The organism is Hwanghaeella sp. 1Z406, from assembly GCF_048892425.1.
Lineage (GTDB): Bacteria > Pseudomonadota > Alphaproteobacteria > UBA8366 > Aestuariispiraceae > Pacificispira.
This window is the reverse complement of the sequence record NZ_JBLZHU010000003.1, coordinates 41,240-57,026: the sequence shown is the minus strand read 5'-3', so window position 1 is coordinate 57,026 and position 15,787 is coordinate 41,240. Positions and strand designations below refer to the sequence as shown.

The 15,787-nt window shown below is 55.0% G+C and carries 14 protein-coding genes; 5 read left to right on the top strand and 9 right to left on the bottom strand.

Translation table 11 applies throughout. From position 1 onward, the window contains the following. Positions 1-115: 115 nt before the first annotated feature. The 8 genes from ACOSDR_RS07590 to carB all read right to left on the bottom strand — a co-directional run bounded on the left by ACOSDR_RS07590 (position 116) and on the right by carB (position 9,088). Positions 116-1,294 carry an alpha-D-ribose 1-methylphosphonate 5-triphosphate diphosphatase gene (locus ACOSDR_RS07590; protein WP_420730857.1) on the bottom strand — a complete coding sequence of 393 codons (1,179 nt, stop codon included), beginning with the start codon at positions 1,292-1,294 and terminating at the stop codon, positions 116-118. 31 nt (positions 1,295-1,325) lie between these two features. Then, positions 1,326-2,150: a phosphonate ABC transporter, permease protein PhnE gene (gene phnE, locus ACOSDR_RS07585; protein ID WP_420730856.1), complete on the bottom strand. Its 825-nt coding sequence runs from the start codon at positions 2,148-2,150 to the stop codon at positions 1,326-1,328. Continuing rightward, on the bottom strand, positions 2,147-3,037 hold the full coding sequence (locus tag ACOSDR_RS07580; protein ID WP_420730855.1) for a phosphonate ABC transporter ATP-binding protein: 891 nt from the start codon (positions 3,035-3,037) through the stop codon (positions 2,147-2,149). The genes phnE and ACOSDR_RS07580 overlap by 4 nt, the downstream gene beginning before the upstream one ends. Further along, positions 3,015-3,899: a phosphate/phosphite/phosphonate ABC transporter substrate-binding protein gene (locus ACOSDR_RS07575; RefSeq protein ID WP_420725757.1), complete on the bottom strand. Its 885-nt coding sequence runs from the start codon at positions 3,897-3,899 to the stop codon at positions 3,015-3,017. Before ACOSDR_RS07575 ends, ACOSDR_RS07580 begins: the two co-directional genes overlap by 23 nt. A 371-nt stretch (positions 3,900-4,270) precedes the next feature. Further along, positions 4,271-4,753: a PAS domain-containing protein gene (locus tag ACOSDR_RS07570; protein WP_420730854.1), complete on the bottom strand. Its 483-nt coding sequence runs from the start codon at positions 4,751-4,753 to the stop codon at positions 4,271-4,273. A gap of 202 nt (positions 4,754-4,955) precedes the next feature. Next, entirely contained in the window at positions 4,956-5,156 is a 201-nt protein-coding gene (locus tag ACOSDR_RS07565; RefSeq protein ID WP_420725759.1) for a hypothetical protein, read from the bottom strand. Positions 5,157-5,194: 38 nt separating this feature from the next. Next, positions 5,195-5,668: a transcription elongation factor GreA gene (gene greA, locus ACOSDR_RS07560; RefSeq protein WP_420730853.1), complete on the bottom strand. Its 474-nt coding sequence runs from the start codon at positions 5,666-5,668 to the stop codon at positions 5,195-5,197. Between the two features lie 162 nt (positions 5,669-5,830). Then, a complete protein-coding gene (gene carB / locus ACOSDR_RS07555) occupies positions 5,831-9,088 on the bottom strand; it encodes a carbamoyl-phosphate synthase large subunit (protein ID WP_420730852.1) in 3,258 nt (1,085 codons plus the stop codon). 208 nt (positions 9,089-9,296) lie between these two features. Here carB and ACOSDR_RS07550 point away from each other — a divergent pair, with 208 nt between their 5' ends. Further along, entirely contained in the window at positions 9,297-10,367 is a 1,071-nt protein-coding gene (locus ACOSDR_RS07550) for a hypothetical protein (protein WP_420730851.1), read from the top strand. Between the two features lie 22 nt (positions 10,368-10,389). On the opposite strand, the gene arsC is transcribed toward ACOSDR_RS07550, so the two are convergent. Further along, positions 10,390-10,737 carry an arsenate reductase (glutaredoxin) gene (gene arsC, locus ACOSDR_RS07545; protein WP_420730850.1) on the bottom strand — a complete coding sequence of 116 codons (348 nt, stop codon included), beginning with the start codon at positions 10,735-10,737 and terminating at the stop codon, positions 10,390-10,392. A gap of 106 nt (positions 10,738-10,843) precedes the next feature. Between arsC and ACOSDR_RS07540 the strand changes: the two genes are divergently transcribed. The 4 genes from ACOSDR_RS07540 (at position 10,844) to ACOSDR_RS07525 (ending at position 15,774) form a co-directional block, all read left to right on the top strand. Then, positions 10,844-12,100, top strand: a complete 1,257-nt coding sequence (locus ACOSDR_RS07540) for a flavin monoamine oxidase family protein (protein ID WP_420730849.1) — start codon at positions 10,844-10,846, stop codon at positions 12,098-12,100. Between the two features lie 44 nt (positions 12,101-12,144). Next, the gene (locus tag ACOSDR_RS07535) at positions 12,145-13,053 is read left to right on the top strand and encodes a DMT family transporter (RefSeq protein WP_420730848.1); all 909 of its coding nucleotides are present in this window, start codon (positions 12,145-12,147) and stop codon (positions 13,051-13,053) included. A gap of 121 nt (positions 13,054-13,174) precedes the next feature. Continuing rightward, positions 13,175-14,713: a trimethylamine methyltransferase family protein gene (locus tag ACOSDR_RS07530; RefSeq protein ID WP_420725766.1), complete on the top strand. Its 1,539-nt coding sequence runs from the start codon at positions 13,175-13,177 to the stop codon at positions 14,711-14,713. A 95-nt stretch (positions 14,714-14,808) separates the two neighbouring features. Beyond that, entirely contained in the window at positions 14,809-15,774 is a 966-nt protein-coding gene (locus ACOSDR_RS07525) for a GlxA family transcriptional regulator (protein ID WP_420725767.1), read from the top strand. Positions 15,775-15,787 lie beyond the last annotated feature (13 nt).

The window sequence follows — 15,787 nt, the reverse complement described above, 5'->3', positions numbered from 1 at the left end:
CGGTATCGCGACGCTGGTGAAAGGCTGACGCAGAGGACCTTCGTTACAGTCCCCGGCACCCACACTACTACAAAAGCCTCAGTGTTAAGGTCAAGCACCCATGGCCTGGAATGCCTTAGCGCGCGGCAGCGATCTTACCGCGGCTTGTAACCAGCGCCAATTCACCTGAATAGCCGTGCAGTTTTCCGCCGGATGGTGATTTAAGGCCCAGCAGATCCGCATCCGCGCCCAGGGTGATTTGTCCCTTGATACCCGACAGGCCCGCTGCCTTTGCCGGGTTACCGGAAACAAGCTGCCAGGCATCGGCCAATGATCTGATATTCAGTTCCGCCAGCAGGAAGGGCGCGCGCAGGAGGGATGGATAGTAATAGTCGCTGACCAGCACAGTTACCCGCCCGGCAGCGACCTCATCGCGCACACTGGTGCCGCCGACATGGCTGCCGCCGCGCACCAGATTAGGCGCGCCCATCACCACCGCAGCCCCTCTGGCAAGACCGCGTTCCGCGCAATATTCTGTCAGGGGGAATTCGCATATCCCAACTTTCAACCGTTCCGCTTGCGCGGCGTCATCTTCCGTTCGCTCGTCATGCGAGGCCAGCGTCAGGTCAACTGTGTGGGCGGCATCGGCCAGTTCCAGAACCTGTGACTCCCCCAGACCGCGCTGGGCCTGTTTTTCCTGGATAAAGGTTTCCATCTCCTGGACTGTCATCGTGACGCGCCTCAGTGCACCCTTGATGTAACGTGCAGTCTTCGCCTCATCGCCAAGGGGCGGCAGGTGATCGTTCAAGGACAACAGATCAATGCGACGGCGCCCGATCCAATCCAGCAACTCATCATGACCCTCTGTTGCGGCGGTCTCGTGGCGAATATGCAGGCGGCTGTCGCTGCGCAGGGTCGGGCGTTTCGCCTCGATAATGTCAATCAGGCCCCGGACAGTTTCACGGCTGCGAACGCCGGGTTCGAAGCCATCGGTTATGGAATAGAAAAATGTCGTCACGCCATTGGAAATCAGGGCTGTATCATTTGCCTCAATCGCCAGATCCAAGGGGAAGGAAACACCGGGGCGCGGGGCGATTTCCCGCTCGAAGGCATCGCCATGCAAATCGACAATACCCGGCAACAGGGTCATTTCCGACCCGTCAATGACACGGTCCGCAGGGGTGGCATGATCAGCGATTTCAATGATCTTGCCGCCCTGAAAGGTGACGGAAATTCCGTCCTGAAATCCATCGGGCAACAGGGCACGGGCGTTCTGAATAACCGTAATTTCTGCTGTCGAAACGGAATCTGGCATAAAATATCCTCTTCTACACAGTACGGCTTATCTACAGTTTAGGCCGGGCCCCATCCAGGAACTTGCTGCGGGCAAAGGCACTAAAACGCTCAACACCCAGCACCAGTACGAAAATCATCAGAACAATGGTCGCCGCCTGATCATAGCGGAACATCTCCATCGATACGGCCAACTCTGCGCCGATTCCTCCGGCCCCGACCAGACCCAGAACGACGGAGGACCGGACCGCCTTTTCCAGCGAATACAGGCTGGCATTGGTCAGTCCTGGCGTTGCGGCTGGCACCACCGCACAGGCGATGATGTCGGTCCGCTTGGCACCCATCGCGGCCAGGGCTTCACTGGGGCCGGGATCAACTTCTTCCATGCTTTCTGCAAAGAAACGACCGCAAAAACCAATTGTGTCCATGATCAGCGCCAACGTCCCGGCGAAGGGCCCCAATCCGACAGAGGCGACAAAGAACAGGGCCCAGGCCAAATCCGGTACAGTCCGAACAAAACTGACAAAGGCGCGGGTTGCAGTATAGACAATCGGGTGCGGAGACAGCGTGCGGGTCGCCAGAATGGCGATTGGGAAGCTAAGGACAATACCGATTCCGGCACCAACCAGCGCCATTTGGAATGTGGTCAGCACCGAATTCATCATCGGTAAAAGCCGGTCGGTGGCTGGCGGCACCATTTCTGAGGCAATAGTGCCCATTGCCGGTATGCCCGAAATCAGGGCGGGGATTGAAATTCCCGCCCGGCTCAAGGACCAGGCGAAAAAGGCAACGAACACGCAAAACAGGATGCTGGGCAACAGGCCTGGCGCCTGCCAGCGGTCCGGCATGGCCCGCGATAGGGTTTCGTTCAGGCTCATGCGCCAGTCTCCTCATACAGCCAGGCCAGGTCATCGCGGCTGACACCCCTGGTTTCGCGATCCAGAACCACGCATCCGGCCTGCAGGCCGATCAGACGATCCGCATAAGACAGGGCATGTTCCAGATTGTGGGAAACCACCACCAGGGTCAGGCCCGTCCGCCGACACAAATCAGAAAACAGCGCCATCATGTCTTCGCCCGCCTTTGGGTCCAGACTGGCGGCGGGCTCATCGGCGAAAATCATGCTGGGTCCCTGCATCAGGGCCCGGGCGATGGCGACACGCTGTGATTGCCCGCCTGACAGTCGATCCGCGCGACGCCCGGCCAGGTCGGCCAGGCCCACCTGATCCAGACAGTCCATGGCGCGGTCCCGCTCTTCCGCCGGGGCGATGCTGTGGGACCAGTTGCGCATTCCACGGCCGCGGGCAAATCCGCCATGAAGAACATTGCTGAGCACCGATAAACGGGTGGAAAGGTTATGCTTTTGGAATACGAAACCAACCTTGCTGCGGGCTTGGCGCAGCGCTTGCCCGCTCAACCCCATTAAGGGGCACCCATCAACATGAATCTCGCCGGTGGTTGGTTCGATCAACCGCATGGCACAGCGAAGGGCGGTGCTTTTGCCAGACCCGTTCGCACCGACAATGGCAACGGAATCACCGGCATTTATCGCGAAACTGACATCCCGCAAGACAGTGTTGGAACCCGTCTGACCCGTATAGGTCTTACCCAGACCCGACACCGCCAACGCGGTCTTGGAATTGGGCTCAGGGGCCGGCGTAAAGCGGGATAGAGAGGGCGCGTTTGCTGCGCCCTCTCTTTCTGGGTCAATGGGACCAGGCCCATCGACCACCCGTATCCGATCAATTGCCGATGAAGTCGGCATATTCAGGATATCCTGCTGCGGCATACATGCTGCGAACATAGTTATAGTCGGCATCTTTGATATTGGTCAGGAACCGCATGCCGGCATATTTCTTGTTGTCGTCCCCAGTCAGGATCGCCGCGATCAGGTCATCAGACTTCTCTACGAATGCCTGGCGAACGGTATCGACGATGGCTTTATCAACATGAGTTCCTGCCATCAGAACATCATTGGGCAGGTCCGGACCACGCCCGATGACACGGAAGGCCCCCGGTGGGAACGTACCGTCTTCAGCTTCTTTTTCCCGGTACTTCATGAAGTTCGTGTTGTTCATGCCAACCGCGGCAACATCGCCCCGTTTCATGGCTTCCCAACCAACGGGCACTTTGGTGTTGATGATTTGAACATCATTAATTGGGTCCAGGCCATAGTCAGCCAGAATCTGAATGGGCCCCAGATGCTTGGACGTGGAGCCGACAGATCCCATGGCGACCTTCATCCCCTTGATATCGGTCGGAATGGTGTAGCCATTTTCCGCCATCGTTACCAGAACGGCGAAGTAATCAGGACGAGAAAAACCAACCACGACCTCGGCATTGGTCCGCTTGCGCATGACGACATATTCAGCCGGGCCGGTCAGCACGAAATCCACTTTGCCAAAGCGCAAGGCTTCAGCAGCGGCGGTGCGGTTGGTGACGGGCAGGAATTCAAACTCCTTGCCGGTCGCATTTTCCAGAACGTCTACAAAAGCACCGAATTCACGTTGCAATTCTTCCAGGCCGACCAGATCGGTCACAGCCAGTTTAATCGGCTCTGCTTTGGCTGCCGTGCCCGAGAGGGCAAAGGCAAACATCAAAGCAAGCGTGGCGAAGAGTTTTTTCATTCCGAAGGCTCCCACAGGTTTCATTGGATGAGGCCTATCGTGCCTTGTTCCCGTGACTCCGGCATGGCGACGCCGTGACGCGCCAGTGATGTTTAACTGGTGGCCAGAAGGGATTTGTCGCGATATTGCAATGAAACTGCCATTAAACTTGTGGGCTTTTCAGGGTTCGCACCGCTCGGAATAGGCCAGGATTTGTGACTCCGTTGGGCCATCTTCTGACACGGGGGATATCAGCGCGATTACCTTAACAGGGGGCAGGCATATCCATCGGGTTACAAAATGCGTAAAGGATATTACCAACGGCGTTGTGCGTAACAGGAGGGCGCACGGTATCAGGATAGATGCGTTAATCTCGGCATAAAATTTAATGATCAGCGACTTGGCTTTTCGTCAGAAAAAACGAGAATTTGTGACACATCGGTTCCATTGTTGGAAAGCGGGACAAACAGACAGAATTCTTCAATTCTGACATCATAACGGGTGGTGTAGGTTACTGGTGTCAGCAGAGGACATTTTCGGGTCCGAACATATTCATATACATCCAGCGCGTCCTGAGCGTTTTTGGCGATAAAAGCATCCTGAACCAGCATCCCCGCTGGATTAAAACCGCGTACTTCGATTTCCAGATTCCCGGCCAAGCGATATCGGAATATCCCAAATCCCGTTTCGGTCTCGCCCAGAACATCGACGAGAAGAATTCCTGGAAGGTGACCAGGTATTGCCATCGGATCAAAATCACGGCGCGTGGGCATTTTCCGGTCCCCGCAAATTTGCACCCAATAGTCATAAAATGACTGAACCCGGCGTGTAGTCCGTTCCAGGTCACCTCGGTCAAATGCATGAATATCATCCATGGCCGTCGCTTTTCATTATAGTTCAAATCAAGCTGTAAAATCGGCGAACCAAATTTAAATCAAAATATGATTGGTCAAAACTCTTGGCAGTCATTGTTCATCATTTTTCGGGGAAAACGTCAAGGAAACGGGGGATTTCTCAAGGATTGGACGACGGAAACACCACATGCTTGGTGTGCCATGTCATCCAATCACCTGTAGCTTAGGTCCGCGGATCCCGATAATCCTGTACAGCGTCATCATGGCCTGATGTGTGCGATTTGCGGATCAGGATCATCAGCCCAATGTACAGGCCAAAAACCCCGACCAGGGCCAGGACAATCGCGATATAACCGTGAATTGACAGGTTATACCCGAACAGGTCATTCAGCCAGCCGCTGACGGGGGCGAAGAATTCGTTCATGAGCATCTTTCATTATATAGGCCCCTATTGAAACAGGGTCATTTGAACGTGACGCTGACAACTTCATAGTCACGGGTGCCACCAGGGCTGTTGACTTCAAACACATCGCCAACGGCTTTCCCGATCATGGCACGGGCCATCGGGCTGGTGACGGAAATCATGCGTTTTGTCAGGTCGGCTTCGAATTCACCAACAATCTGATAGGTGGATTCTTCATCTGTTTCGCAGTCAGCAATCACCACGGTCGCGCCGAATTTCACGCTGTCCCCGCTCAGTTTTGCTGGATCAATGACTTCTGCACGACTGGATTGGTCTTCCAATTCCGCGATACGGCCTTCTACGAAGCTCTGGCGTTCGCGGGCGGCATGATATTCTGCGTTTTCCGACAGATCGCCGTGTTCGCGTGCTTCCGCAATCGCCTGGATAATAGCCGGACGTTCGGTTCCTTTCAGGAACTTCAGTTCTGACGTCATCGCGTCATAGCCTTGCAACGTCATTGGGACCTTTTGCATCGTTTCAATCCATCATCTCTTTGGCCCAGGGTGTTTCGCGCCCTTGGAGGCCTTTATCTCACACCAAAATCGTCAGGCATCGGTAAAATGCCCGCCGACATTGCTGTATCCATCAGGGACGTCGTTTCAGAATGCCCCGCCGCTTAATTCGATCATTTCCAATCAAGCCGAACCTTGAAAGTACGATTGAAGCGGCGCGACTTCAAGGGTTCCTTGCTTCAACGTCTGAATTGCCAGTGCCGCAGCCTTCACACCTGCCACCGTCGTATAGTACGGAACCTGCATGTTCAGGGCTGCCTGGCGCAGGGAAAAGCTGTCTTCCAGCGCTTTTCGCCCCTCTGTTGTGTTAAAGATAACCTGCACATCGCCATTGATTATGGCATCAACAATATGCGGCTGACCTTCCAGTACTTTGTTGATCTGGCGGACCGGCAGGCCATTTTCTTCCAGATAGCGGGCCGTGCCGCCGGTCGCGACGATGGATAACCCGCAATCGACCATCATCTGGGCCGGGGCCAGGATTGACGGCTTATCACTGTCTTTGACCGAAATAAACACCGTCCCCGTTACCGGAAGATCCGCCCCACAGGCGAATTGCGCCTTTGCAAAGGCATGGGCGAAATCGACATCCAGCCCCATAACTTCCCCGGTTGATTTCATTTCCGGCCCCAGGATCACATCGACGCCAGGGAAACGGGCGAAGGGGAAGACTGCTTCTTTCACGGCGATATGATTGCCCAGAGCATGGGAAACCAGATCGAAATCCTTCAATTTCTCGCCTGCCATCAACCGGGCAGCGATCTTAGCAATGGGCACGCCGGTCGCCTTTGCCACGAAGGGCACGGTGCGGCTGGCGCGGGGGTTTACCTCAAGGATATAGACGGTTGTGCCCTGAACGGCATATTGCACATTCATCAGGCCAACCACTTTCAGCGCCTTTGCCAGGGCATGGGTCTGCTGTTTCATGTCTTCCACCACCGCATCGGGCAGGGAATAGGGCGGCAGCGAACAGGCGCTGTCGCCGGAATGAATGCCGGCCTCTTCAATATGTTCCATGACGCCCGCAACATGCACATCATCGCCGTCGCACAGCGCATCCACGTCCACTTCAATCGCGTCACGCAGATAGTAATCGATCAGCACGGGGCTCTTTCCAGACACAATCACGGCAGACGTGATGTAGCGGCGCAATTCCGCCTCGTCATGGACGATTTCCATCGCGCGGCCGCCCAGCACATAGGACGGGCGAATCACGACCGGATAACCGATGCGGGCGGCAATGGCGATGGCCTGATCGGCAGAGGTCGCGATCCCATTGGGCGGCTGGCGCAGGTCCAGATCCTGCAACAGGCGCTGGAACCGTTCCCGATCTTCCGCCAGGTCAATCGCATCGGGTGATGTGCCCAGGATGGGAATGCCCGCCTGTTCCAGCGGCCCGGCCAGTTTTAAGGGTGTTTGGCCGCCAAATTGGACGATGACACCCATAACCTGCCCCTTGGTCTGTTCCTTGCGGACCAATTCGATCACGTCTTCCCCGGTTAGCGGCTCAAAATACAGACGGTCGGATGTGTCATAATCGGTGGAAACGGTTTCCGGGTTACAATTGACCATGATCGTTTCATATCCTGCATCCGACAGGGCATAGCAGGCATGAACACAGCAATAGTCGAATTCGATCCCCTGGCCGATGCGGTTTGGCCCGCCACCCAGGATGATGACTTTCTTGCGGTCGGTGACGTCTGCCTCGCATTCCGGTTCATTTAGACCATCGCCCTCATAGCAGGAATACATGTATGGGGTAGCGCTGGGAAATTCGCCTGCACAGGTGTCGATTCGTTTATAGACCGGACGGACATTCAGCGCATGGCGCGCCTCGGTCACAGCCGCTTCTTCCTGACCCGTCAGCTCCGCCAGACGCATGTCGGAAAAGCCCAGCTTTTTAAGGCGTAGCATGCCCAACCGGTCTTTCGGCAGACCATTTTCGCGCACTGAGTTTTCGGCCTTCACGATGCTTTCAATCTGGGCCAGGAACCAGGGGTCAACCTTGTTGGCGGCGTGAATTTCGGCCACGGTCATGCCAAAGCGGAAGGCCTGGGCGATTTTCAGGATACGGTCAGGCAGGGGCTTGGAGATCGCTGCGCGCCAGGCATCCTTGTCGTCGCCGATATCAATCTCATTCAGGCCGGTCAGGCCGGTTTCCATGGACCGCAGGGCCTTTTGCAGGCTCTCCGCGAAGGTCCGTCCAATCGACATTGCCTCGCCAACGGATTTCATCGATGTGGTCAGTGTCGGATCCGCACCTGCGAATTTCTCAAAGGTGAAGCGCGGCATCTTGGTGACGACATAGTCGATGCTGGGCTCGAAACTGGCAGGCGTCACCTGGGTGATGTCATTGTCCAATTCGTCCAGCGTATAGCCGACCGCCAGCTTGGCCGCGACCTTGGCAATCGGGAAGCCGGTTGCTTTCGATGCCAGCGCAGAGGAGCGCGAAACCCGGGGGTTCATCTCAATCACTACCAAACGGCCATCGACCGGATTGACCGCAAACTGAACATTGGATCCACCGGTATCGACACCGATTTCCCGCAGGCAGTTGATCGACGCATTGCGCATGATCTGGTATTCTTTATCCGTCAGCGTCAGGGCCGGGGCAACCGTGATCGAATCACCGGTATGGATGCCCATCGGATCAAAATTTTCGATGGCGCAAATGATGATGCAATTGTCGTCCTTGTCGCGGACGACTTCCATCTCAAACTCTTTCCAGCCCAGCACGGATTCTTCTACCAGCACCGTATGTACGGGCGATGCGGCCAGGCCGCCTTTCACCAGTTTCTGGAATTCATCCTTATTATAGGCAATGCCGCCGCCGGTGCCGCCCATGGTAAAAGACGGGCGGATGATGGCCGGCAGTTTCACCATGTCCAGGGCGACCATGGCTTCTTCCATGGTACCGACCTGCTGACTGCGCGGGCTTTCCAGCCCGATTTTGTCCATTGCATCGCGGAACCGAAGGCGGTCTTCCGCCTTGTCGATGACATCGGCATTGGCCCCGATCATCTCCACATCCAGCAGATCCAGAACGCCGCGCCGCTCCAGCTCCAGCGCACAATTTAGGGCCGTCTGCCCCCCCATTGTGGGCAGCAGAACCAGCTTTTCATTGGGGCGCTCCGCGCGTTCGCGTTTCAGGATTTTGGCGACCATATCGGCGGTGATCGGCTCGATATAGGTGGCATCCGCCGTTTGCGGATCGGTCATGATCGTCGCTGGGTTCGAATTGACCAGAACGACACGATACCCTTCCTGCTTCAGGGCCTTACAGGCCTGGGTGCCGGAATAGTCAAACTCACAGGCCTGACCAATGACAATGGGGCCAGCCCCAATGATCATGACGGTATCAATATCAGTACGTTTTGGCATGGGCGGACGCGCCTCCGGTTGATCGAAGCGTTACGGTATAGTGCGACCCTGGGGGCTAGGCGCGTTGCATACACGAAGCGAACCGGCTTTGAAAGCACGCGATTGGGATTTCCAAAGTGAATTATGAAATGTTGAAAAAACGCACTCTATGATCGTGTTTTATTCTTTGATATGCTGCTTCGGTGTAGAGGCAAGAAGTGGTTGAACGATGTTGAAAAGTGCCGCAGTGGGGCAGACTTCTGTTGTGGTGGTTTTCTGTGGCTTCATTTTGGGGGCTGCTATATCGCGGGCGGCGGAAACGCCAATTGTGGATCGAGCTTGGCATTACTCTTTTATGGATGTTTGGCTTCGCAATAATTTAGCCGCACCTGAGGCAATCGAGCCTGCAAAGCTTCGCCTTTCCGGGTTTCCGGTCTGCACGGATCCGCCACAGGCACCTTGTCGTGATATCGCAAAAACCGATGCGATTTCTGCCACTGCGTCACAATGGTGGGCTCGATTCGACCGCAAGGCCTTTATGGATCTTCGTGAGAAGGCCTCAAGTGAGGCAGAGGCTTCTTTGGTCGACCAATATCTAGCCTATGCCGATGCACTTCAAGCGGAAGCCATCGCGCTGGAAAAGCATGGGGCGCCTGAAGTCCCGACGGCGCAAGATGTTTTGCGGTTTTCAATACTAACATTCGCGATCATACAAATTCGCATGAATCAAAAAATAATGCAGCGAGGTGGATGGGAGGACGATTACCCGCAAAATCTAATAGACAAATCCGATGTATTTCAAATTCTTATATTCACGAATGAATTTCAATTGTATCAAGTGATTAGCGCGCGCCTGGCTGGTGCCTGCGCACTATATACCGAGCGGGTACAGGATTTATTGTGCGATTCGGTGATCAGATATGATGAGACGATGGTTGCGTCTTTCGAACGGTATACACATCAAGTGCAAGAAAATGCGGAAACCTCTGTCGAAATACTTCGCCATACAAAGAAAGTTCTCGCAGAAGCAGACGAACACGAAAGACGCTACTGGCAGAATAACATTCTGGGTACAAGCTATTATCCCATGGTCTCAGGTCTTTATGATATCACCCGGACGGATATCACTGTTTTTAAAGATAGGCTCGAGACAATTGTAGGCATCGGCTCTCGATCTAGCGAAGAGACCGATCACCGTATTCGGTTCGAGGAAGAACAGTACGGAGATTTGGAAAAATACTGGAAAGTTGAGCATGGGTTTTGGCCCGATAGAACGGAAGCGATACTGGCAAAGGAGTAGCGCGTCCGTCTCCTGTTACCAATTACAAAATCTCCAAAACACTTTCCGGTGGGCGACCGATGCGGGCTTTGGGGCCTTTGATAACAATGGGGCGTTCGATCAGGATCGGGGTATCGGCCATGGCCTGAATCAGGGTCGCCTCTTCCATCACATCTTTCAGGTTTTGCTCCTTATAGGCGCTCTCTCCCTTGCGCATAAGGTCGCGGGCGCTGTCCAGGCCCAACTTGGCAATGATCTCCTTAATCGTTGCCGCATCGGGCGGGGTTTCCAGATACAGAACTACAGCAGGCGTGACACCGTTTTCTTCCAACAAGGCCAGTGTCTGGCGTGATTTTGAGCAACGGGGATTGTGATAAATCGTGACGGACATAGGGTTCCTCGCTTATGACTTGTTTCTTCCGGCAGTGTCGCGAGGATGGCGCTGCTAATCAAGACAGGCTTTTGAAACAAGATGGACTTTTATAAAGGGGCTTCGTGTGTCGGGTGAAACTGATTTGGATTTGGTGATTGTTGGTGCCGGTGCGGCGGGTATCGGGGCTGGTTTGGTAGCCCGTGCGGCGGGATTGAAGTTTCGGATATTAGAGGCATCCGATCGCGTTGGTGGCCGGGCCCATACGATATCCAGGGGCGGTGTGACCTATGACTTGGGGTGCCATTACCTGCACCATGCGTCGCGCAATCCTTTTGCCGCAACAGCCCTGTCGCGCGGTCAGGAGGTTTCCATCAACCTGACCCATGATGCGCTGCCGGAAGCCTATTATCGAAACGGTGTGCGCCAGGATGAGGTGACCCGGCAGGCCTGTTCCAAATATTATCAGGTCAGCGACAATGCCTATGAAGTCACGGAAGATGATGTTGCGGGTAGTTCGGTAATCGACACCACATCCCCCTTTTATGATGTTTATACGGGCTGGTGCGAGGCGATGAATGGCGTGCCGCCGACGCGGGTCTCCACCCATGATATTCAGCGCTATAAGGCAACCGCTGAGGATTGGCCGGTGAAGGATGGCTATGGTGCCCTGATCGCCAGCTTTGCAGAGGGATTGCCCGTTACCTTTGATTGCCCGGTTCACGCGATTGATCGAACTGGATCATCCGTGACCGTCGACTGTGCGGAAGGCACCCTGCGCACAAAAACAGTCGTCGTGACGGTATCCCCGGCGGTTCTGAAATCAGGATCGATCCACTTCACGCCCGCCTTGCCTGCCGCTGTGGACAAGGCGCTGGTGGATGTACCGATGGGCCTGGCGGAGCGGATCGCCCTGTTCACTGACGGCCTAATCCTGCCACCGGGGGAGCGGATTTCCGCTCATACTATTCCAAAGGCAGGTAAGATGCTGATCGTCAAAGTGCATGAATTCGATAAGCCGATTGTGGAAGGCTATATCGCAGGAGATCTGGCCCGGGAACTGACCGATGCCGGGGGGCGCGCGGCCCTGATTGACTATACAGAGACCGCTGCTGTTGAAATGTTCGGCAGCGCCCTGCGATCAAAAATCCTGGATCGTGTGTCCAGTTGTTGGTCGACCGACCCGCTGATTCTAGGCGGCTATTCTGCGGCATTGCCAGGGTGTTCTGCATCTCGCGCGGGCCTGTCAGAGCGGTTTGACGAGCGTCTTGTCCTGGCGGGGGAGGCGAGTTCTCCCGATCAGCAGACCACGGCGCATGGGGCTTATTTTTCTGGCGTGCGTGCTGTTTCACATTTGGTGCAGGATGGACTAAAAGCAGATTGACCCGCCATCCTTGATATTTCCCGACACTGAGTATTGGATAGATTATGCTAAACCCGACAGACATGCGCCGATCCAATCTGATCGGGATGGGATGGATGTTTCTGGCGGGGTTATGCTTTTCTGGTATGCATGCGTCGATCCGCTATGTGGGGCAGGATTTGCATCCGTTTGAGATTGCGTTCTTCCGCAATTTGTTTGGCCTTTTGGCCCTGTCGCCGCTGTTCTTGCGCTATGGATTCGCGCCGTTGAAAGCGACCCGCCCTGGATTGCTGACGATCCGGGCGATTTTGAATTTGGGCGCGATGTTGGCCTTTTTCAGTGCGTTGACCCTGGCGCCATTGGCGGATGTCGCGGCGTTGGGCTTCACCGCGCCGATTTTTGCCACGGCGCTGGCCATTCCGTTCCTGGGGGAAACGGTCGGTTGGCGGCGCACGGCGGCCATTGCCGTTGGTTTTCTGGGGGCGATGATCATTATCCGCCCAGGGTTTTCCGAAATTGATTTGGGCCACGGGCTGGTCCTGGTGTCGTCCTTGCTGTGGGCGGTTGCAATGCTGGTGATCAAGCAGATTTCAAAAACCGACAGTTCGCTGACCATCACTCTCTATATGGGGATCATGTTGACGCCCCTGTCTTTGCCCTTCGCGTTGGCGGTTTGGATATGGCCACAGCCGCACCATTGGGTCTGGCTGGTGGGGATTGGCATTTTAGGCGGCCTGGCACAGTTGGGCCTGACAGAGGCCTTGCGCCGGGGTGAGACCGCCGTCGTCATGCCAATGGATTTCTTCAAATTGCTATGGGCTGCCCTGCTAGGGTTTTTCATCTTTGGGCAACAGCCAGGCCTCTATACGGTACTGGGTGGTTTGGTGATCTTCGGGGCTGCAACCTATATCGCGCTGCGTGAGACTCGACTGAGCAAGCCTTTGCCTGCGACTTCCCGCAGCAATCCCACATAGCCAACCAAACTATATGGCAAAAACAAGCAATTTATGTCGTAGATAGCACATTGATCTCCCCGCAATAGCGGATGCTTGTCGCCAGAAGAGCAGTGTAAACCGCTAGGGGAGATAAAGTGCAATGACCCGAATATCAAGCCGTCAAGCAATGCGGGATCGGCGCGGCAAGTCTGCCGGGATCAAGCAGCTTCCCTGGACAAAAACGGTCATCAATCCTTATCCCCCGATGTGCCCGTTGTCGGCCGATCAGTTGGAAGCGATTCATGAGGCCAGTCTGGATGTCATCGAACAGCATGGTCTGGAAGTAAACGGCACAGAAGCATTGGATTACTATGCCAAGGCCGGGGCGGAGGTGGACCGCGCCAATGAAATGGTGCGCATGGACCGCAATTTGGTGATGCAGTTGATGAGCACTGCGCCAGAAACTTTTACTCTGACTCCTCGCAATCCGGATCACCGGATTTATGTAGGTCAGGATCACATCAACTTTGGCATGGTCTCTGGTCCGCCGAATGTACATGACGCGATCAATGGCCGCCGCGCCGGGAATTATGCGGATTATATTAAACTGGCAAAGTTCGCGCAGTTTTTTAATTGCATCCGCTTCTTAGGGAATCAGGCAGTTGCGCCGACTGATCTGCCTGCCAATACCCGCCACATGGACTCAACCCGCGCCAATATCTTTTATACGGACAAGGCGTTTAATCATCTGTTGATCGGGGCAGGACGGGCATTGGATTCCTGTGAAATTGTTGCCCGTGCCAGCGGTAAGACCCTGGATCAGATTGCAGAACAGACGGCCTGTATCGGCAATATCAATGTCAACAGCCCCCGTAAGCTGGATGAGCATATGGCAACCGGCCTTATTCAGATGGCCAAGCTGAACCAGGCGACCATTGTCACGCCCTTCACCCTGATGGGGGCGATGACGCCGGTCACGATGGGCGCGGCCCTGGTGCAGCAGAATGCGGAAGCCCTGTTCGCCATGTGCCTGACCCAGATCGTACGGCCGGGATCACCTGTGGTTTATGGTGGGTTCACCTCTAATGTGGACATGAAATCGGGCGCGCCTGCTTTTGGCACACCGGAAAATGCCAAGGCCAATCTGGCCGGTGGACAATTGGCCCGGCGGTACAAGGTTCCCTATCGTACCAGCGCCTGTAACGCGTCCAATGCGGTGGATGCCCAGGCGACCTATGAAACCATGATGGCAATGTTTGGTGCCGTCATGGGGCATGGTAACTTTATCTACCACGCCGCCGGTTGGCTGGAAGGGGGGCTGGTCGCCTCCTTCGAGAAGTTGATTGTCGATGTGGAGATTATTCAGCATATGCTGGGCATGTTGTCGCCCATTGATACCTCCGTCGAGGAATTGGGCGTGGATGCGATAGGCGGTGTCGCACCTGGGGGCCACTTCTTTGGCTCTGATCACACGATGGCACGGTATGAAACTGCGTTTTATGCACCCTTCCTGTCGGATTGGACCAATAGCGAGAATTGGCAGATCGCAGGGGGGAAGACAGCCACCAATCGTGCCACGGATATGTGGCAATTGGTTTTGGAGGAATATCAAGAGCCTACGATTGATCCAGCCTGTCTGGAATCGGTCGATGCCTATATTGCCAAACGCAAGGAATCCATTGGTACGGGCGAACCATAGGGCCAGGTGTCGCTTTTTAGCCTCATGCGGCGTTAATTGAATATTATTGTGAAACTCGCGCTTTTTCTTTCGGTATAAGGCAGTATTTTAACGCCATGAAAATGCGCGCGACGGGTGATCCCGAACAATTTGGCTTTTTGCTGTTGCCCAGCTTCTCGATGATGGCGTTTGCCTCAGCGGTTGAACCGCTGCGCGCAGCCAATACGATTGCGGGTCGCAAGCTGTATGAATGGACGATGATTTCAATGGATGGCCAGGCCGTGCCGGCGTCCAATTCAATCGATATCATGCCCAATACGTCCGTCGCGACAGAGAAGCATTTTGATTACCTCTTCGTTGTTGGCGGCACAGGGGCAGAGAAAATCCGCGATCCGCGCGCTCTGAATTTTGTGCGCAAGCTTACTCGGGTTGGAACAGTGATCGGGGCGGTGTCGACTGCGCCTTATCTGCTGGCCTATGCCGGTCTGCTGGATAACAGACGCTGCACCATCCATTGGGAGTATCTGGACAGTTTCCGGGAGGATTTTCCCCATCTGGATATTACCGAAGAGCTGTTTGAAATCGATGGTCAGATCATCACCTGTTCGGGCGGGACCGCGTCGATCGATTTGCTGTTGCATCTGATCAGTCATTCCCATGGGCATGATCTGGCGACCCATGTATCGGAATGGTTTTTGCACAAACAGATCCGGGAACAGTCGGAACATCAGCGCATGGCTTTGCGCTTCCGGGTCGGGGTCAGCCATCCAAAGTTATTAAGCGCGATTCAGTTCATGGAAGAGAATCTGGAAACCCCGCTGGAGCGGGAGGAAATTGCAGAGGTTGTCGGCCTATCAACCCGCCAATTGGAGCGGTTGTTCCGCAAATATCTGAATTCGACACCACGTAAATATTATTTTGGATTGCGCATGCAGCGTGCGCGCATCCTGTTGCGCCAGACCAGCATGTCTGTCCTGGATGTCGCACTGGCCAGCGGTTTTGTCTCGGCCAGTCATTTTGCGAAATGCTACCGGGAATTTTTCGGTCACTCCCCCCGCCGCGACCGCGCACCAGAAGCGTAAGGAATAAATACAG